Source organism: Chryseobacterium sp. CT-SW4, from assembly GCF_048572715.1.
Taxonomy (GTDB): Bacteria; Bacteroidota; Bacteroidia; order Flavobacteriales; family Weeksellaceae; genus Chryseobacterium.
Genome location: NZ_CP183840.1, coordinates 1737797 through 1757819, shown reverse-complemented (window position 1 = coordinate 1757819; position 20023 = coordinate 1737797). Strand labels below are relative to the sequence as shown.

Below are 20023 nucleotides of genomic sequence, written 5' to 3'. Positions count from 1 at the left end.
AATAACTGGGTGTACTTTTTTGGTTATTAATTTAATAATTCATCCTGAGTGTTTCTTATTTCTTACAAAGTTTAACAAAAATTTTAAGTTTTAGGTTGTAAATTTCGTTTAACATATTGTAATTTTAAAATATGAAAAGAAAGCAGTTTGAACCTTTGGAAATCGATACGTTTGAAACCTCTGTTTTTCCGTTTCCCAAGCATAGTCATACCTATTATGAGCTCGTTTATATTTTTAAAGGCTGTGGAAACCATCACATCAATCAGATTGTAATTCCTTATAAAGCCGGAGATCTATACCTTGTTTCGCCGGATGATGAACATTATTTCGAGATTAAAAAAAACACAAAGTTTTGTTTTATAAAATTTAATGACAGCTTTTTTGAGAATAACAAGCACCTTTTTCCTGACACTTTAATGGCCACGTCTCCCATACATATTATGAGAAACAATCTATTAAAAGAAGAAAAGCTGGTCTTTGACGAACCTTGTAAAACCATACTGCGCAATACCGTGGAAAATATCATTAACTACAATGAGTTTCACAAGGTCTCTTCTTCACCGATGATCTTTTTCCAGATATTATCCTTATTCGGGCTTATCCGGGAAGCTTCCTCAAAACTGAATCTTCCCACGGAAAAAAGTACGCCTCAAAAGGAGGACCTCATTTCCTACATCCACCGGAATATTTATAATCCCGAACTGATCCGCATTAATACGATTGCACGGCATTTTAATATTTCTCATACTTATTTCAGCGCCTATTTTAAAAGGAATTTTGAAATGTCCTACCGGAAATATATTACGGATTATAAGCTTAAGCTGATTGAAAAAAGGATCTTCTCCGGACAAATGACCATGAAACAGATCGCCTATGAATTTGGGTTTACAGATGAAAGCCACTTAACCAACTATTTTAAAAAACAGAATAGTGTAAGCCCTACGGATTTTAAATTTCTGAACGTTCTTTAAGTCCGCCTATATTTTTTACATTTTCCTTTTCTCAATATCCGTCATTATAAAAAACGATTATTGTGTAAAGCATTATTCATAAAATTGAAGTATTTTTGATTTGAAAATTCATACTTCACTGTGAAGTTAACCACTTAATTATTTAAGAAATTTATGCAGGGTAATTCTTCTTCCGGTATTTCCCGTACCGTTATCTGGCTGATGTCCATTATTTCGGGACTTGTGGTAGCCAACAATTATTACAACCAGCCTTTACTGGCTCTTATAGCTGAAGATCTGCATGTTGCGGAAAGTGCTGCCAGCAAAATATCGGTCCTTACACAGGTAGGCTATGCCTTAGGATTACTGCTGATCGTTCCTCTCGGGGATAAGCTTTTTCGTAAGAAGCTCATTCTTATCGATCTTATCCTGGTTATCGCAGCCTTATTGTGGATGACGTTTGCCGGGCAATTATGGATGCTTTATGTTGCCAGTTTACTGATTGGAGCCACTTCCGTAATTCCCCAGCTATTTGTTCCCATTGCAGCTGAACTTTCTTCTGATGAAGAACGTTCCTCCAATATCGGTCTGGTAATGTCCGGATTATTATTAGGAATCCTTTTATCCCGTTTTATCGGTGGAATAGTGGGGGAAATATGGGGATGGAGAGCGATGTTCGGAATTGCTGCCGGCGTCATGGTGGTGGTATGGTTGGCTGTTTATAAAATGCTGCCGGAGCTTACACCCAATTTTACAGGTTCTTACAAAGAATTAATGCAGTCTGTTTTCAAACTGGCCCGGACACAGCCTATATTGCAGCTAGCTTCATTTAGAGGAGCTATGGCTTTCGGTTCCATGTGTGCCTTATTTACGACATTGGTATTTCATATGGAAAAACCGCCGTTCAATGCTGGGTCTTCCGTAGTGGGAAGTTTCGGATTGGCGGGAGCAGTGGGGGCATTGGCTGCAGCTAAAGTAGGAAAGCTCCAAAAATACCTGGATATCAACCGTATTATCTTTTATTCATTATGCATTGTATTGGGAAGCTGGGCCTTCACTTATTTTGCAGGAGAAACCTATTGGGGACTGATCGTCGGAGTTATCCTCGTAGACTTAGGAGTACAATCCAGCCATATCATGAACCAGACCAATTATTTTTTAATACGTTCCAATGCCGTTAACCGTTTAAATACCGTGTATATGGTTTCTTATTTTATAGGAGGATCTCTGGGAACATGGCTGGCATCTATCGCATGGAATATAGCCCAGTGGGATGGGGTATGTTTTGTAGGGGCCAGTTTCGGATTATTAGGACTGATTGCCCACCTGTTATTCAGTAAAAAAGTAAACAGTACTTCTTAATGGAAAGTACAGACATCAAAATATTAATTAAAAACAAAGAAATGAAAATAGAAATCTGGTCGGATGTAATGTGTCCGTTTTGTTATATAGGTAAACATAATTTTGAATCAGCACTTGAAAAGCTGTCTTTTAAAGATAAAGTAGAGGTAGAATGGAAAAGCTTTCAGCTGGACCCTACATTAGATCCTGCAAAATCTGAGAGCATGCTTGATTATTTAAAAAGCAGAAAAGGAATTTCTGAAGCTCAATCGAAACAGCTTATGGAGCAGGTGGTACAGATGGGAAAATCTTCAGGAGTAGACATTCGTCCTGAAAGTGCTATAATTACCAGTACTTTTAAAGCCCATAAATTATTACAGCTTTCCAAAAAATACCATAAAGGAAATGAAATGGAAGAACTTCTGTTCAAAGCTCATTTTACAGATGGTAAAAATGTGGCTGATACCGACTTCCTATTATCACTTGCTGAGCAATTAGAGATCAACAGAGAGGAAGCGGAGAGGGTTTTAAGTTCTGACGAATACGATGATCATGTCAATCAGGATATTATGGAAGCCAGAAACAATGGAATCAGCAGTGTTCCGTTTTTTGTTCTGAATGGTAAATATGCCGTTTCTGGAGCACAGCCGGTAGAAGTTTTTGAAAATGCATTGAACCAGACTTACCAGGAAACCGCTTCACCTTTTAAAGACCTTTCCGGGGAAAACGGGAATGCATGTGACGCCGACGGATGCAGTATTTAATTAAGCTTCAGAAGAATTATGATAAAAGTAAATAATGAACATTCTTTTCCGGTAGCAGACACCCTTTTTGTATTTGCGCTGGAATCTGAGGCTGGGAAAGCTTTTGATCATACCCATAAGCTCATTACGGGAATCGGAAAAGTAAATGCCGCCATAGCGCTTTCAAAAAGAATTCACGATCAGAAGCCTAAGCTTATTGTCAACCTTGGATCTGCGGGAAGTAAAAGCTTTAAAAAAGGGGAGGTGATCTGCTGTACCCAATTCATACAGAGGGATATGGATGTACGAGGACTTGGCTTCAAATTGTATGAAACTCCGCTATCTGGAATTCCTCCCGTATTGGAATATGGTTTAAAAATGGATCATCTGCCGGAAGGAATCTGCGGAAGCGGAGACAGCTTTGAAATGAATCATGGTGAAAAAGATTATAATGTAGTAGATATGGAAGCTTATCCACTCGCCTTAATCGCCATGAAAGAGAAAATCCCGTTTTTAAGCCTTAAATATATTTCGGATGATGCCGGTAGTGATGCTGCGGATGACTGGTCCGTACAGGTACATCTGGCTGCGGAAGCTTTCAGGAAGATTTTATTTACTCAGGAATACCTAAAATAATATAAAAAGCAATGATGACTCATTGCTTTTTAACTATTGTATGCTCATCCTGTTCCGGTAATCCACAGGGGACATTCCTACCTTCTGCTTGAATAAACGGGTAAAATGCTGCGGATACTTAAATCCTAAACTGTAAGCAATTTCACTGATCGACTGATCTACATCGAAAATCTTTTCTTTGGCAAGGGTAATTACTTTGGTCTGTATATATTCCTGAGGAGAAATTCCCATTTCTTTTTTGATCAGATCTCCAAAATAATTAGCTGATAAATTCAGGTTTTCAGCACACCAGGCGACAGACGGCAATCCTATATTCCGGGATTTTTCCGAAAAAAAGTAATCATTCAGCAGGCTTTCAAAACGCTCCAGAATACCTTTATTTTCATTATCTCTTGTGATAAACTGGCGGTCATAGAAACGGATGCAGTAATTTAAAAACAATTCCAGATTGGAGGCGATAAGCGTCTTACTGTGCTTGTCAATATTCTGTTTCAGCTCATCCTGGATTTTCTCAAAACAATCCAATACAATCTGTCTTTCCTTTTCAGAAAGGTGTAAAGCTTCATGGGAATCATACGAAAAGAATGTATAATCCTGAATATGTTTTCCCAGCAGTGTACCTTTGATAAGATCAGGATGAAACAGCAGTGCCCAGCCTTTAGGCTCCACCGCAGTTACCTGCGGCTGCACACCCACTATCTGTCCCGGTGCCACAAATACCAGTGTTCCTTCCTGATAGTCATAATTATTTCTGCCGTATTTCAGCTCTCCGCATTTCAGTTCTTTCAGAAAGACCGCATAGACTCCGAAATTAAAAGTCTGGGCCGGTATCGGTGCCGCTTTAGACATATCTATAATACTGATCAGAGGGTTCAGTGTTTCTACTCCTCTCATCTTGTTATAGAAATCCACCGTATCAATTTTTACAATTTTTTCCATGGCGTCATTTATAGAATACAAATGTAAGATATTCAAAGTCAGGGATAATCATTACAAAAGCTTAAACAGTAATTTTGGTATGAAATACAGTAATCTGTATAAAAGGAACCTGATCTATCCTTCCGAAATTTGTCATGTAAAAAAATCAAAAGAAAATATGAAAACAAGAAATTTAGGAAACAGTGGACTTGAAGTTTCCGAATTAGGATTAGGATGTATGGGACTTACTTTCGGGTACGGACCTGCCACCGACGAAAAGGATGCCATTGAACTGATCACCAAAGCGTATGATTCAGGAGTGACTTTTTTTGACACAGCAGAAGCTTACAGCCAGGGAGGGAATGAAAAATTATTAGGAAAAGCTGTAAAACCATTCAGGGACAAAATCGTTATCGCCACTAAATTTGGCTTTAGGGAAGGAGACGCCACAAAAGGAATGGACAGCAGACCAGAAAGGATCCGTAAAGTAGCCGAAGCTTCCCTACAATATCTCCAGACGGATTATATCGATTTGTTTTATCAGCATAGAGTAGACCCGAATGTTCCTATTGAAGAAGTAGCAGGTACCATTCAGGAATTAATGAAAGAAGGTAAAATAAAACATTGGGGGCTCTCAGAGGCCAGTCCTGAAACCATCCGGAAAGCACATGCCGTACAGCCCGTTACTGCCCTTCAAAGTGAATATTCGCTGTGGTGGAGAGAACCCGAACAGGCGATTTTTCCTCTTGTCGAAGAGCTTGGGATCGGGTTTGTACCTTATAGCCCGTTGGGAAGAGGCTTTTTAACAGGAACTATCAATGCCGATACCCAATTTGACAAGACCGATTTCAGAAATATTGTTCCCCGCTTTTCAGAAGAAAACAGAAAGGCCAATATCAAGCTTGTAGATTTGCTGCAAAATATCGCCAAAGAAAAAGAAGCTAGTTCTGCACAAATTGCCCTGGCGTGGCTATTAGCACAGAAACCTTGGATCGCACCCATACCGGGAACTACAAAAATCCACCGTTTACAGGAAAACATCGGAGCATCTTCCATACAGCTTACCACTGACGACCTGCAAAAGATAGAAGATACGGCTGCTACCATCAGCATTTCAGGAGAACGATATCCTGAAAACCTGCTGAAAAACGTAGGAAAATAATCCCATTTAATGAAAAAACAATATATAAGCAACCCAATGAGAAAAGTAATTATTATAGGAGCGACAGGAAGCTTAGCCGAGTATGTGATACAGGACCTTAAAGGTCTGGAAAATATAGAACTGACCCTGTTTGTCCGAAATAGAAATAAACTTTCAAAATACCTTTCCGATTATTGTACCGTGGTAGAAGGAAATGCCCTGAATTATACAGATATAAAAAAGGCAGTTCAAGGACAGGATATTGTCTATATCAATCTTGAAGGTGACCTGGAAACCATGTCTCAAAATATTGTAAAGGCCATGCAGGAGGAAGGCGTAAAAAGAGTGATTGCGATCAGCTCGGTCGGGATCTACGATACTCCACTGAAGTCTGTATTACAGCCCTATAGAAAGCTGGCAGATATCATTGAAAATTCGGGACTGGATTATACGGTTTTAAGGCCGGACTGGTTTACCAATACCAATGAAATCAGTTATTCACTCACCCGAAAAGGAGAACCCGAAACCGGTTCTGCCATTTCCAGGAAAAGTATTGCAGACTTTGTTGCTAAATTAATTAACTATCCCCATTTGTACGTCAATGAAAATCTGGGGATAAGTAGACCTTAAAAATCAAAAAACAAAATAGATTATGAAACCATTAAAAACTTAAAATGATAAGAAAAATCCATATCTCCGCCATTTTATACTTTATATTTACTTCACTATTGACAGCCCAATCCAAAACAAAATCTTATTCTATGACTACATTTTCAGATAAAGGAAATCCCGCACCCAAAGAATATTTTACGGGAACGGTATGGGTAACCCCTCATTCCGGTAAGGATGATGATTATAATACCACGATAGGAACCGTTACTTTCAAACCTAAAGCACGAACCAACTGGCATACGCATACCACAGGACAAATTTTACTGGTAATTGAAGGAACAGGCTATTATCAGGAAAAAGGAAAACCTATCCAGCTTATCCAGAAAGGAGATGTTATCAAAATACCAAAAAATACCTTACACTGGCATGGTGCTTCCCATAACAGCTCTATGAGACATATCGCCATCGTGCCTGAGCTTGATAAAGATACAACGGAATGGTTACAGCCTGTCAATAATGAAGAATACAACAGTTTTAAAGCTCCGGTATATGAAGTGGAAAATCATATTTCTCCCAAAGCCATTATGAATCATGAAGAATTATGCCCCAATCATGTTTCTAAAGCAAAGGAAACCGATCCTGATTTAGTAGAAGTATTCGATAATTTTGCATTTGATGAAGTTCTTACCCAAAACGCTATGGATACCAGAACAAGAGTGATGATGATCATGGCATCCACCATTGGAAGCCACGCGCTTACCGAATATAAAATGTATCTGAATGCCGCTCTGAATACAGGAGTTTCACCAATCGAAATAAAAGAAATCCTGTACCAATCCGTTCCTTATGTAGGAATTTCGAAAGTGACTGATTTTATTCAGGTGACCAATGAGGTTTTCACAGAACATGATATTCAGCTTCCTCTGGAAAGCCAGTCGGTAACCACTCCTGCCAACCGTGCGGAAAAAGGTCTTGCCTTACAAAAAGGAATCTTCGGCAATGGAATTGACGATATGTATAAAAATTCACCGGATGATTTGCTTCATATTCAAAAATTCCTGTCAGCCAACTGTTTCGGAGATTATGTGACCAGAAGCGGGCTGGATATTAAAACAAGGGAAATGGTTACCCTTTCGTTTCTGATTGCGCTTGGCGGAACAGAAAGTCAGATTAAAGGACATATCCGTGGAAATTCAAATGTGGGAAATGACAGACAGGCTTTAATTGATTTAATAACAAATTTACTACCTTACGTAGGCTATCCCAGAACATTAAATGCCATCAACTGCTTAAATGAAATTTTGCCGCCTTCAAAATAACAATAAACAATATAAACCACCTATAATATGGAAAACTTACGATTAAACAACGGTGTGGAAATGCCGGTTTTAGGATTGGGAGTGTATCAGATCCCCAATTATGAAGAATGTAAAAAAACGGTGCTCGACGCTCTGGACGCAGGGTACAGGTCTATTGATACCGCTGCTGTTTATCAAAATGAAAAAGCCGTTGGTGACGCTATTAAAGAAAGCGGAATAGACCGTAAAGAACTATTTATCACTACCAAATTATGGATCTCGGATGCGGGCTACGAACAAGCTAAAAAAGCTTTTGACGATTCTTTGAATAAGCTCCAGCTTAATTACCTGGATCTTTATCTGATCCATCAGCCCGTGGGAGATGTTCACGGCTCCTGGAGAGCAATGGAAGAGCTTTATCAAAATAACAAAACAAGAGCAATAGGAGTCAGTAATTTTCATCCGGACAGGGTAATGGATATCATCGTCAATAACTCGGTAGTTCCTGCTGTTAATCAGATAGAGACACATCCGTTCTACCAGCGCAGGGAAGACCAGCAGTTTCTTTTGGAAAACGGAATTCAGATGGAATCCTGGGCTTCTTTTGCAGAAGGAAGAAATGACCTATTCAGCAATCCTCTGTTATCGGGTATTGGTGAGAAATACGGAAAATCGGTGGCGCAGGTAGTGCTCAGATGGCTCATTCAGCGCAATGTCATAGTGATCCCTAAATCTGTAAGAAAGGAAAGACTTCTTGAAAATATCAATGTTTTTAATTTTGAATTATCGGAAGAAGATATGAATGCCATTCAGTCTTTAGATACCCGGGAAAGCCTTTTCTTCAGTCACAGAGACCCTGAAATGATAAAATATCTGGCTGGTATTAAAAAATAACTCAACCGGAATTACAGAAGGTTGTTCACTTTTATTTAAAAGCATGTTTTTGTAGAAAGACATGCTTTATTTTTTATCTTAATTAATCAATAAAATAATTTTATACCATAAAAATAAACGCATTTTTGGCTTATTTTTTGAATATTTTATAACAAAAACTTTCTATGATAACCACCATCCTCTCTGAATTTAGTTGGAAAGAATTATTATTAGGAAATGAAGACTGGCCTTTTCTTCTGGAAATCATTCTCCGCACCCTTATCATGTTTTTTACCATCATCATAGGATTACGCGTCCTGGGTAAACGGGGAGTGAAGCAACTCTCGGTTTTTGAGCTTGTGGTCATCATTGGACTGGGATCAGCAGCCGGAGACCCTATGTTTTACAGAGAAGTGGGAGTAGTATCATCTATTATTGTTTTTATAATTATCATCATTTTATACAGCCTGGTAACCTACCTGATCGGAAAATCCAAAAAGTTTGAAAACCTTGTAGAAGGAAAGCCTATCTGCCTGATTGAGAACGGAACATTTGCCATCGATAATTTCAACAAAGAAAATCTTGGAGCCGATGAATTCTTTGCAGAACTCAGGATTAAAGGGATCTCACATCTCGGACAGATCGAAACCGCTATTGAAGAAAACTCCGGAGAGATCAGTATCTTTTTCTATGAAGAAAAACAAACGAAATATGGACTTCCCATTATGCCCGATTCGCTGGAACATCCCCTAAAGATCATCATGGAAGAAGGCTATTATTCCTGCACGTTTTGTGGATATACCGAAGAAAAAAAAGCCGGAAATGCAGGCCGTTGCAGGAAGTGTGAGAAAGATAAATGGATACGCTCCAGCAACAAAAAAAGAATTACCTAAATCACACCAAAAAATAAAAATATGGAACCCAAAAAAATTCCCGGAGTACCGGAGCAGAAAGAAGGAGGTTTTCATGATACCGAAAGTCAGAAATGTTTTGACACCCCGGAAATCACCTCTGAGAAGTTTAGAATATTAAAAGAAAGATTTTTTTCAATAGACCGGTGGATTGACTACTCCGGTGAAGGTGCCGCAGATTTCCGGCTTTATGATTCACTGGGAAACCCGATCAGCAGAATTCCTGAGGTAGGGGATTTTATGAGAATTGATATTCCAGGTCCCGGCACTGTGGAAGCCAACGGATATGACTGGGTCAAAATCACAAAGATCATTGATAATGAACTGGAAGAAGGGGAGATAGAAAAACTGATTGTTATCTGCAGTCCCTCTCCGGAACCAGGAAACAGTAATTCCGATCATATTGCCCATTTCTATTCTGCAGCTGCCACCTCCACCTTTATCATTACAAGAACTAAAACATGCATCAAAGCAAGTGTTCATGGCAGAAATGAAAGCCCCAACTTTGAAACAGACTTTATTGATAAAGTAAGAAATCTCTTTACAGCAGCCGGAGGTATGGCAGGAATCGCAAAAATTCAATGGAAGCTTCTAGTGGACGGATTACTGGATTTTAATTAACGGAAGAGTATTATATGAACGAAAATTTATTAGGGATCATCGCCGGAGTCCTGACCTCCGTATCTATGATCCCACAGCTGATAAAAGTAATAAAAGAGAAAAATGCAAAAGACCTGTCATGGGTAATGCTCTTAATCCTGATAACCGGATTATCGCTTTGGGTTTGGTATGGATTCATTAAAGATGAACTTCCTATTATCCTTTCCAATGCTTTTGCAGTATTGGTGAATATAAGCCTGCTCACCTGTTATATTTTATATCATAAAAAAAATAATTAAAACTTCTTTATTTAAAAGATGGTGCAGCAAAACCACGGAAGTCTTTTTCATCAATCTATGAATCAGGACAAAAATTTTCTGCGTTTATGGTAGTGGAAGAGAGAACAACTTTATCATCTTCTCTCAAAGAAATCCCCTGTAAGGTTCTACCACAAGGGGGTTTATTTTGTGAAGGTAGAGTATCTCCTAAGATCATAACAGCAGCCTTTATCCCTATATCAGGATATTCATAATTTCTTAGCCGGTTTTCGTAACGTACGAAATAGCAGGGTGCGGACATTTTTATTTTCCCTTCAATCCTGATCTGATCATTGCTTACTTTTAATTCTGCTACCCCGTTATTGTCGATCAGTTCAAATAAATAGCCGTTGATTCTTGCCGTATCGGTTACTACCGGTTTTGCCAAACCTTTTTGAGAGCCGGATTGCTGTAAACCTACTTCATTCTTTGTACATGAATATATACAGAAAAATAAAACTAAAGAGGTTATAAAAACTTTTCTTCTCCTAATGCTGATCATATCATGGTAATAATTTATCACAATAATATGAATTATATTTTAATCAGGATTAAACTTCATAAATCTCAGAGTCCGTAAAAACAAAATACTGCCCGTTCTTAGGAATATTTTTAATATCCAATCCGGTAAACTCACTGAAAGCCGGCAGTAAAAGCTGTCGGGAAGTAAGCACAAAACAGGGAAGCTTGATCCGTTTTACCGATGAATAGATAACCAGCCCCGGATGAATATGTCCGGTGATCTGAAAATGGGAAGATGTCTTTTGAAAGTCATGGGAAAACATAAGATCATTCATTTCCAAAGCCTCCGACATGAAATCAAAGCTCAGTTTTTTTGCCAGGCTTTTGGAAATTTTGTCGTGGTTACCTTCTATGAGATAAAATTTCAGCTCTTCATACTGTTCTTTCCAGGTACAGAATTCTTCAACATCCGAATTATTTCCGGCATGAAGAAGATCTCCCACCACCATAAATTTTTCCGGCTGAAAATATTCGATCAGAGCAGATAACCTTTCGAGATCACTTTTAAAAATATGATTAGCTACCGCAATTCCGTTTTTTCTGAAATGGGCAGTTTTTCCTATGTGCAAATCGGATAGTATCAATGCTTTTTCTTTTTCCCAGAACAAAGCCCTTTGATTGGTTAAGGTAAAAGTTTCTGTTTGGATCTTTATATTTTTTACTGCTATATTCATATTGAATTAAAACTTCTTACTAGCCTGTTTTAAAAGACGTTGAATCCTCATATCTAAATTTTCACTTGAAAGTGTCTGTCGCAGACTGTCTATCTTGATCGGAAAGCTTAAAGGTGTAAAGGTATCTGAAAATTTAAGAACGATATCAGCCTTTTCAATTCTTTTAAAAGCATCCGTTAAACGCTGCTCCTGAAGCTGCATATTAAAAACTTCCGTATAAGCCTGCCGGATCAGGAAATGGTTCGGCTCATAATCTTCCAGCACATTAAAAATTAATCCCGAAGAACTTTGAAGCGACTTATTGGAACGTTGCTGTCCGGGGAAATTCTGGATCACCATTCCCGAAATGATCGCAATATCACGGAACTTCCTACGGGCCATTTCCGTTGCATTGATGCTTGCCACTACATCGCGCATTAAATGTTCCCGGCTTAAAATATGATAGAGATTCTCTTCATTCACCGGAATTTCCTTATCACTGAACAGCTCAAAGCCATAATCATTCATAGCCATTGAAAAAGACAGATGGGAAATCTGTGAGATGCGGTAGGCAATCAAAGCAGCCATCACCTCATGTACCAGTCTTCCTTCAAAAGGATACATAAATAAATGGTTTCCCTCGCGGGTTTTAATAAGCTCTACGAGAAATTCATTTTCTTTCGGAATATGAGATTTCTTTTCCTGATTTGCCAGCAGCGGATGCAAAAATCTAAGCTCTTTTTCCGAAGAAGAAGGGTTTAAAGCTCCTGATAATTTTTCCCTTAAAAAATGTCCCAGATTAGAACTCAAAGGCAGTCTTCCTCCTAAATAACTTGGAGCAAAAGCCCTTCCTTTCGCAGAACGTACATAGACGGTCATATCTTTTACCATAGCGACTTCCAACACTCTTCCCGCCAGTATAAACTTTTCATTCTTTTTTAATTTGGAAATAAAGTATTCTTCCACCATTCCGATATATCCGCCGGACATAAATTTTACCTTCAGCATCGCATCACTTACAATAACTCCCATATTCATGCGGTGGAGCATGGCAATTCTTCTGGAAGTAACTTTATACAAACCTTCTTCAGTAATTACCACTTTATGAAATTCCTCATAATTTTTTAAAGCACTTCCTCCAACCGTCAGGAAATCCAGAATCGCCTTCCATTCTTCGGAAGTTATTTCCTGGAAAGTATACACCTTTTTTATACGTTCATAAACCTCATCGGGCTCAAATCCGTCACCGACGGCCAGAGTCATTAGGAATTGCACCAAGACATCAAAACAAAGAAATAAAGGCTCCCGGGGTTCAATGACGTTTTGCTTGACCGCTTCTTTCAAAGCTGCCACTTCAATGAGCTCCAGGGAATGGGTGGGAACACAGTAGATATTTGAAGTTTCAAAAGGGGAGTGCCCGCTACGTCCTGCCCGCTGTAAAAAACGGGCTACGCCTTTGGCAGATCCTATCTGAATAACAGTATCTACGGGCTTAAAATCAATTCCTAAATCCAGGGATGAAGTGGAAACTACCGCTTTTAATTTTCCTTCACTCAGGTTTTCTTCGATCCATATTCTTAAATGGGAGTCTATTGAACTGTGATGGATAGCGATCTGCCCGGCAAAATCAGGATAAGCATCCAGCAACAGCTGATACCACATCTCACTCTGACTTCGGGTGTTGGTAAAGACAATCGTAGATTTTGAGTTTAAAATGATCGGAACCACCTTATCAGCCAGCTTATTTCCCAAATGTCCGGCCCATGGTAATATTTCCACTTCATCCGGAAATACGGGAATGATCTTTATTTTTTTATGCTCTTTGGCAGTTATTTTTGTTTTCTTGATATCATAAGGGATGAGAACATTCATAGCTTCATCCAGATTACCAATGGTAGCGGTAATTCCCCATATTTTAAGCTTAGGAACATATTTTCGGAGCTGGGAGATGGCCAGTTCCGTCATTACCCCTCTTTTGGATCCCAACAGCTCATGCCATTCATCTACCGCAATACAATGCAAATTTTTAAAAAACCTGAGATGGTTTTTCTGACCCAACAAAAGGTGAAGACTTTCCGGGGTTACTACAAGAATTTCGGGCATATTGCGTACCTGCTGCTGTCTTATTTTAAGATCGGTATCTCCATTCCGTACACCAATTACCCAGTCCAGACCGATTTCATTGACGGCTTCCTGCATCGCTTTAGCAATATCTTTGGAAAGGGAACGCAGGGGAGTGACCCAGATCATTTTTAAGCCTGATTTATATTTTTCAGGGGCATTGAGAAAGTCAGAAACCAAAGCGAGAAATATGGAAAATGTTTTTCCAAAGCCTGTAGGGGCTACCACCATACCGCTATATCCTGACCCGAATTTTTTCCACGTATCTATCTGGAATTTAAAAGGCGCAATACCTTTTCCGGTCATCCACTGCTGAATGATCTTAAATCCTTCTGTATTTTCGAAACCTGCCAATTTATTGAATCAGTTTTTTTATTTCTTCCAGTTCATCGATTTCATCCACCGTTTTATCTTTTCTCCAACGTACAATTCTCGGAAACCTTAATGCAACACCGCTTTTATGCCTGCTGCTGAAACCGATCCCTTCAAAGGCTATCTCAAAAACAAGCTCCGGCTTCACAGTACGGACCGGACCAAATTTTTCAATCGCATTTTTTGTTACAAAACGGCTGACTTCCATAATTTCTTTATCGGTAAGCCCCGAATAAGCTTTAGCAATGGTTACCAACGCGTCACCGTTTTTTACCGCAAAGGTATAATCTGTATAATAGGCGCTTCGCCTTCCGCTTCCTTTCTGGGCATAAATTAAAACCGCATCAATAGTAAGCGGGCTGATCTTCCATTTCCACCAATCTCCTTTTTTTCGACCTGAGTGGTATGGGGAATTTTTCTGTTTCAGCATCAATCCTTCGCTGTTGATATCCCTTGAGCTTTCTCTTATTCCGTTCAGCTCTTCCCACTTTTCAAAATTAACCGACTGAGAAATATGGATATGACCAGGCTTTTGATTGAGAAGAATTTCTTCCAGCAAGGCTCTCCGGGCAGCAATAGGCTTTTCCCTCAGATCTTTTCCTTCCAGCTCTATCAGGTCATAGGCAAATACTTCAATGGGAATATCCTCAAGCATTTTTTTAGTAATGTTTTTACGGTTCAACCGTTTTTGAAGTTCGTTGAAATTTAAGACTTTACGGTCTTTCACAGCAAGGATCTCTCCATCCAGTACAAAATTTCCTTTCATTGATCGGACAGTTTCTGCGATTTCCGGAAACTGCTCGGTAACCAGTTCTTCTCCCCGAGACCAGATAAAAACCTCATCATTTCTCCGGATGATCTGTCCTCGGATTCCATCCCATTTATATTCGATAAGCCATTCGTCAGGGGTTCCGAGGTCTTCAAGCTCTTTTTCTAAAGGATAAGCGAGACAAAAAGGATAAGGTCTGGAGTTGTCTGCATTTACTTTTTCGGCAGAAATCAATTCATTAAATGATATTTCACCCGGCTGCCACTTTCCCATGGTACTGTGCATCAAAGCGCTCATTTCCTGTCCTGAATATTTGGCTAAGGCATTAATCAGTGTTTTAGAGGAAACCCCGATCCTGAAACTTCCTCCCAGGAGTTTATTAAATATCAGCCTTTCGGTATAATCCAGTCCGTCCCATGATTTCAGCACAAAATCTTTTTTTTCGGCTTCTGTCTTCTCTTTTAAATTAACAATCTCCGTCATCCATTCCGAAAGGTTTTTATCAATCTTTTCCGAAGGCGGCGGCAAGATCAATGAAAGAGTTTCTCCCAGATCTCCTACGGAAGAATAACTTTCCTGAAACAGCCAGTAGGGAAGCTGTGTAATCTCCAATGCCCATTCCTTCATCAATGCTGTGGAAACATTTCTTTTGGGTCTTTTCCCCGTAAATAAGGCAATAAACCAAACTTTATCATCTTCAGGAGCACGTTCCAGATAGTCCACAATAGCATCTATTCTGGCATTGGTTTTATTGGTACTTTCCAGGGCGTTGATCAGATCTGCAAAATGTTTCATGATTCAGGATTTTCAATGATTTCTTTTTCCGTCTCTTCTTCATCCTCACCGTATAAGGTTTCTACAACATCGGCGCGGATTCCTATTTCATTCAGGTATTTTGAAAATACTTCGGTCTGCCCATGCGTTACATGTACAATTTCGGCTTCTGTCGCTTTGATTGTTTTTAACAAACCTCCCCAGTCTGCATGATCGCTTACCGCAAATCCGGCATCCGCGCTTCGCCATCTCCTGGATCCACGTACCTGCATCCATCCGGAACAGATCGCCGTAGCTGCATTCGGTATTTTACGGATTATATTACTGTCAAATAAAGCAGGAGGAACAATAATAATTTCATTCTGCAAATGCTTTACACTTTCTTTAAAATTGATGATTTCATAATCGGGTAAAATAATTCCCGTTTCTTCAAAGGCTTCATTAAGCTTTCCGATAGAGTAGTGCACATAGATTCTTCCCAGTCCTTCCATTGCCTTCATGATACGCTGGGCTTTTCCTAAAGAATATCCTATAAAGACTGAGGTCTTTCCGTTCTCCTGATTCCTGAGTACCCAGTTTTGAAGCTGTTGGTTAATGGAAGGGATATCCATCCAGTTGTAAATAGGAAGTCCAAATGTACTTTCCGTAACGAATTCATGGCACTTTACCAATTCAAAGGGAGTGCTGAGACCATCGTCCTGCACTTTATAGTCCCCGGAAATGACACTTACAAATCCTTCATATTCCAGCCGTATCTGTGCAGATCCGATAATATGTCCCGCCGGATGTAAAGAAACTTTCACGCCATTCATATTGATGGTTTCTCCATATTCCACACTTTGGCATTCTATATCTCTACCGATGCGCTGGTGTAAAATAGGTTTGGTAAAATGGTGACAAAGGTATTTTTTCATTCCCCAACGGGCATGATCCGCATGCCCGTGGGTGATCACAGCCAGATCTACCGGCTTCCACGGATCTATATAAAATTTCCCTTTCGGACAATAAATTCCTTTTTTAGTAAATGTAATGAGCTTCAATGGTAGTATTATGATTGGTTAAATTTTATCCTTCAAAAACCTCACCAAATCATTATGATAAAAAGAAAAACCTACATGCATTTGTATTTATATCACTATTCAACTGATAATCATGATAGAATTAAAATTTATCTTCAGCTTAATTGATAGGTCAGGCTTTATCTCTTAGTAGGTAACTGAACGGGCTAAAATATCAACACTTCTTTCCATCTCCTCCATATCCATATTTCCAAATCCTAATCTCATGCCCGCGAGATCTTTATTCTGATAAAGAAGTGTTCTGGGAATAAAAAGATTGTTCTGAGCACAGTTTTTAGTAAGATTCATCAGGTTAACAGGAACCTGCCATTCCGTCCATACCGCAAGTCCTCCCGACGGTCTCCGGAACTTTATGGAATTTCCAAGGTATTCTTCCAGCAATGAAACAAAATGATCCCGTCTTTCCTGGTATATTTTTAAAGATTTTTTCAGATAACGGTTAATTTCCCCTTCTGCAATCATTTCCCCTAAAACATGCTCCATCAGAATATCTCCCTGCCGGTCAATAATCCCCAGGTACTTTCTCATTTCAGCCATAAGGTTTTCCGGAGCTACAATAAAACCTGTACGAAAACCCGGTGCAAGGGATTTCCCAAAAGATCCGATATAGATAACCATTCCATGATGATCGGCACTGGCCAGGGGAAGAATTGGACTTTTATCATAATGAAAATCATAATCGTAATCATCTTCAAGGATAACAAACCCGAACTCATGGGCAAGGTTCAGTAATTCCAGTCTTCTCTGTGCGCTTAATGTAACCGTAGTAGGATAATGATGATGGGGAGTAAGATACAGCATACGTACTTTCTGTCTTTTACAAACCTCTCTCACCCCTTCTGCGGATATCCCTTCTTCATCAATGGGAATGGAAAGTATTCTCGCTCCCGACTGCTGGAATATCATATTAACCGAAAAGTAGCTCAGATCACCCACTAAGACGATATCATCCTTTGAAATCAATATTTCAGAAACAATATAAGTACTCATCTCCGTGCTCCTGGTAATCAACAGGTTGCTCCTCGAGATAGGCAATCCCCGGGAAAGATTCAGGTATTGGGCCAGATTTTTCTTAAAAAATTCACTTCCATCATGGTTATAGCCTAACATCTTATGGTTTCCTTTTCTTTTCAGGATGGATGTATAAATATGTGAATACTGGTCGATTTGGGTAAGTCTGATATCCGGGATTCCATCATTAAAATGATATTCACAGCTAGAATGTTCAAATGGATTATCCAGGATATTAGAAATTTTAAATGAAAACCCCGTTGTTTTTGGGTAATGCTCGAGCTGATTTTCTTTAAAATGATTTTTCTTAAAAGAGGGAGTATCATTTTCTCCAAGGATAAAAGTACCTTTATTCGGTTTGCTTTCTATCCAGCCCTGTGCCAGAAGTTCATCATATACCGCTACGATTGTGTTTCGATGGACTTCCAGCAGCCGGCTTAAAGAACGGGTTCCGGGAAGTTTGGTTCCCGAGGGTAAATATCCTCTCTGAATAGCATTAATCAGCTGATTCGCTATTTGCATATAAATAGAAATCTCAGATTTCCTGTCAATTTTAATAAAACTTTTATAAGGAACTTCAACCGGACTATCCATAACATTAAAACTGGCACTATTAAACCATCCGGCAATATAATACATTTGCTTCAAAATAGAAAAATGGAATTGTATAATCTTTTAGAAACCATCGTTCAGGATCATATTCTCCACGCGAAATGGCTGAACACCCTTTCCTTTATGGAAAATGCCGGAGCCAGAAAAATCTCTGCCTGCGAGCATCCCGTTTTGGTCAGCCAGATCCAGTTAAAACATGCTGCTGAAGAACACCGGCATGCCTATTACCTGAAAAAGCAGATCAGTAAACTTAATCCGGAACTTTGCAAAAACTACGGCAGCGACGAGGTTCTTGCATCCCGGTCTACACGTCAATATCTTCATATGCTGGATATTCAGACTTGCAGATATCTTCAGAGTCAGCTCAACCTTAGCAGGGAAGAGCTTAAATATGCTGCTTACCTGTTTGTAACCTATGCCATTGAAGTCCGTGCCGATGATCTTTACCCGGTTTACCAGGAAGTACTGACGAAAGCCAATCATAAAGTGATGGTAAAATCCATTATCCTTGAAGAAGAAGGTCATCTGGAAGAAATGATCAATCAGCTCAATGAATTTTCGGATCACTGGAAATCCTATGCTGAACATATTCAAAGAATAGAGGAGGACCTTCATCAGCAGTGGATCAATGCCATCATACAGGAGATTTCTTTTCAGAATTAATCTATGGACCATTTGCAGAAAGCCCTAAAGAAAAGGCAGGAAGAGGGAAACCTATGGGTATTATCTCCACCCAACAGCGGAATTGATTTTTATTCTAATGATTATTTGGGATTGGCCAAAAATAAGGAATTACAAAAAATTCTTTTGCAGCAGGTGATTGATAAACCTGAATTATTATCAGGCAGTACCGGTTCCAGATTAATTAGTGGGAATAGCTCAGATGCAATTGATGCTGAAAGGTATATTGCCCGGCAGCATGGCTACCCCTCAGCTTTGCTCTTTTCCTCCGGTTATAATGCTAACCTGGCTTTATTTTCTACTATTCCTGGAAGGCATGACACCGTTATCATGGATGAAAAGATCCATCGGTCAATTCATGACGCCTGTCGCATTTCCAATGCACGCAAAATAAAATTCAGGCATAACAATCCGGATGATTTGGAACAAAAGCTAAAAAAGCAAACCTCCAATTGCTACGTTGTCATTGAGAGCTTGTATTCTATGGACGGAGATTTTGCTCCCATTCGGGAGATTGCTGAACTGACAGACCGATACAATGCCTTTCTCATGGTAGATGAAGCGCATGCCTTCGGAGTATTCGGACGTGGATTGGTCTCGGAATATCAGTTGCAGAACAGAGTAACCGCAGCAGTAATCACCTACGGTAAAGCTTTAGGAGCCCACGGAGCAACCATATTAAGCAATGAGATATTGATTTCTTATCTGATCAATTTTGCTTCTCCCTTTATTTATACGACTTCAGCACAGAGCATGCAGTGGAGGGCTATACACTCGGGATATGAATTTCTTCATTCCCATATGCATTTAAGTAAGCAGTTACAGGAAAACATCCAACTGTTCAGAAAGCATAATATCAGGAATTTCTCCTCAGAAAAGAGCCCCATTCAGGCTATCCTGCTTCCAGATCATTTCTTATTAAAAAGTCTGCAGAAAACGTTGTCTGAAAATGGATTTCAAACTTATGCGGTTTACAGTCCCACAGTGAAAGCCGGAACGGAAAGGCTCAGAGTCTGTTTACATTCTTTCAATACGGAAGATGAAATAAAAGAATTAACTCAAATCATCAATCATTTCACCTCTTTATAA

At 39.3% G+C, this 20023-nt stretch carries 20 protein-coding genes; 13 read left to right on the top strand and 7 right to left on the bottom strand.

Features of this window, described 5'->3' with window-relative positions; genetic code table 11:
- Positions 1-131: 131 nt before the first annotated feature.
- The 4 genes from ABJ974_RS07935 (at position 132) to ABJ974_RS07920 (ending at position 3670) form a co-directional block, all read left to right on the top strand.
- Positions 132-971 (top strand): AraC family transcriptional regulator, encoded by an 840-nt coding sequence (locus ABJ974_RS07935; protein ID WP_419870847.1) that lies wholly within the window; start codon positions 132-134, stop codon positions 969-971.
- 153 nt (positions 972-1124) lie between these two features.
- Positions 1125-2312: an MFS transporter gene (locus ABJ974_RS07930; RefSeq protein ID WP_419870846.1), complete on the top strand. Its 1188-nt coding sequence runs from the start codon at positions 1125-1127 to the stop codon at positions 2310-2312.
- Between the two features lie 41 nt (positions 2313-2353).
- On the top strand, positions 2354-3055 hold the full coding sequence (locus tag ABJ974_RS07925; protein WP_419870845.1) for a DsbA family oxidoreductase: 702 nt from the start codon (positions 2354-2356) through the stop codon (positions 3053-3055).
- A gap of 18 nt (positions 3056-3073) precedes the next feature.
- Positions 3074-3670 (top strand): 5'-methylthioadenosine/S-adenosylhomocysteine nucleosidase family protein, encoded by a 597-nt coding sequence (locus tag ABJ974_RS07920; RefSeq protein ID WP_419870844.1) that lies wholly within the window; start codon positions 3074-3076, stop codon positions 3668-3670.
- A 33-nt stretch (positions 3671-3703) separates the two neighbouring features.
- Here ABJ974_RS07920 and ABJ974_RS07915 read toward each other — a convergent pair whose 3' ends face one another.
- On the bottom strand, positions 3704-4609 hold the full coding sequence (locus ABJ974_RS07915; protein ID WP_419870843.1) for a helix-turn-helix domain-containing protein: 906 nt from the start codon (positions 4607-4609) through the stop codon (positions 3704-3706).
- A gap of 79 nt (positions 4610-4688) precedes the next feature.
- On the opposite strand from ABJ974_RS07915, the gene ABJ974_RS07910 reads away from it, so the two are divergent.
- From ABJ974_RS07910 to ABJ974_RS07880, 7 genes are all read left to right on the top strand, one after another.
- Entirely contained in the window at positions 4689-5750 is a 1062-nt protein-coding gene (locus ABJ974_RS07910; protein WP_419870842.1) for an aldo/keto reductase, read from the top strand.
- A gap of 9 nt (positions 5751-5759) precedes the next feature.
- A complete protein-coding gene (locus ABJ974_RS07905) occupies positions 5760-6359 on the top strand; it encodes an NAD(P)H-binding protein (RefSeq protein WP_419870841.1) in 600 nt (199 codons plus the stop codon).
- A gap of 44 nt (positions 6360-6403) precedes the next feature.
- Positions 6404-7660: a (R)-mandelonitrile lyase gene (locus tag ABJ974_RS07900; protein ID WP_419870840.1), complete on the top strand. Its 1257-nt coding sequence runs from the start codon at positions 6404-6406 to the stop codon at positions 7658-7660.
- A 27-nt stretch (positions 7661-7687) separates the two neighbouring features.
- Positions 7688-8533, top strand: a complete 846-nt coding sequence (locus ABJ974_RS07895; protein WP_419870839.1) for an aldo/keto reductase — start codon at positions 7688-7690, stop codon at positions 8531-8533.
- Positions 8534-8697: 164 nt separating this feature from the next.
- Positions 8698-9405 (top strand): DUF421 domain-containing protein, encoded by a 708-nt coding sequence (locus ABJ974_RS07890; RefSeq protein ID WP_419870838.1) that lies wholly within the window; start codon positions 8698-8700, stop codon positions 9403-9405.
- 21 nt (positions 9406-9426) lie between these two features.
- Positions 9427-10044 carry a hypothetical protein gene (locus tag ABJ974_RS07885; protein WP_419870837.1) on the top strand — a complete coding sequence of 206 codons (618 nt, stop codon included), beginning with the start codon at positions 9427-9429 and terminating at the stop codon, positions 10042-10044.
- Positions 10045-10058: 14 nt separating this feature from the next.
- Complete coding sequence (locus ABJ974_RS07880) at positions 10059-10322, top strand: SemiSWEET transporter (protein ID WP_419870836.1); 264 nt, start codon at positions 10059-10061, stop codon at positions 10320-10322.
- 55 nt (positions 10323-10377) lie between these two features.
- On the opposite strand, the gene ABJ974_RS07875 is transcribed toward ABJ974_RS07880, so the two are convergent.
- From ABJ974_RS07875 to pdxR, 6 genes are all read right to left on the bottom strand, one after another.
- Positions 10378-10842, bottom strand: coding sequence for a hypothetical protein (locus ABJ974_RS07875; protein ID WP_419870835.1), 465 nt, complete (start codon positions 10840-10842; stop codon positions 10378-10380).
- Positions 10843-10891: 49 nt separating this feature from the next.
- Entirely contained in the window at positions 10892-11536 is a 645-nt protein-coding gene (gene pdeM / locus ABJ974_RS07870; protein ID WP_419870834.1) for a ligase-associated DNA damage response endonuclease PdeM, read from the bottom strand.
- A gap of 6 nt (positions 11537-11542) precedes the next feature.
- A complete protein-coding gene (locus ABJ974_RS07865; protein ID WP_419870833.1) occupies positions 11543-13990 on the bottom strand; it encodes a ligase-associated DNA damage response DEXH box helicase in 2448 nt (815 codons plus the stop codon).
- Between the two features lies 1 nt (position 13991).
- The gene (locus tag ABJ974_RS07860; RefSeq protein ID WP_419870832.1) at positions 13992-15572 is read right to left on the bottom strand and encodes an ATP-dependent DNA ligase; all 1581 of its coding nucleotides are present in this window, start codon (positions 15570-15572) and stop codon (positions 13992-13994) included.
- Positions 15569-16591 carry a ligase-associated DNA damage response exonuclease gene (locus ABJ974_RS07855; RefSeq protein ID WP_419870831.1) on the bottom strand — a complete coding sequence of 341 codons (1023 nt, stop codon included), beginning with the start codon at positions 16589-16591 and terminating at the stop codon, positions 15569-15571. The genes ABJ974_RS07860 and ABJ974_RS07855 overlap by 4 nt, the downstream gene beginning before the upstream one ends.
- 165 nt (positions 16592-16756) lie before the next feature.
- Positions 16757-18235 carry a MocR-like pyridoxine biosynthesis transcription factor PdxR gene (pdxR, locus tag ABJ974_RS07850; protein ID WP_419870956.1) on the bottom strand — a complete coding sequence of 493 codons (1479 nt, stop codon included), beginning with the start codon at positions 18233-18235 and terminating at the stop codon, positions 16757-16759.
- Between the two features lie 69 nt (positions 18236-18304).
- On the opposite strand from pdxR, the gene ABJ974_RS07845 reads away from it, so the two are divergent.
- Together ABJ974_RS07845 and ABJ974_RS07840 are read left to right on the top strand one after the other, a co-directional pair.
- Entirely contained in the window at positions 18305-18916 is a 612-nt protein-coding gene (locus ABJ974_RS07845) for a hypothetical protein (RefSeq protein WP_419870955.1), read from the top strand.
- A gap of 3 nt (positions 18917-18919) precedes the next feature.
- Complete coding sequence (locus ABJ974_RS07840; RefSeq protein ID WP_419870830.1) at positions 18920-20023, top strand: aminotransferase class I/II-fold pyridoxal phosphate-dependent enzyme; 1104 nt, start codon at positions 18920-18922, stop codon at positions 20021-20023.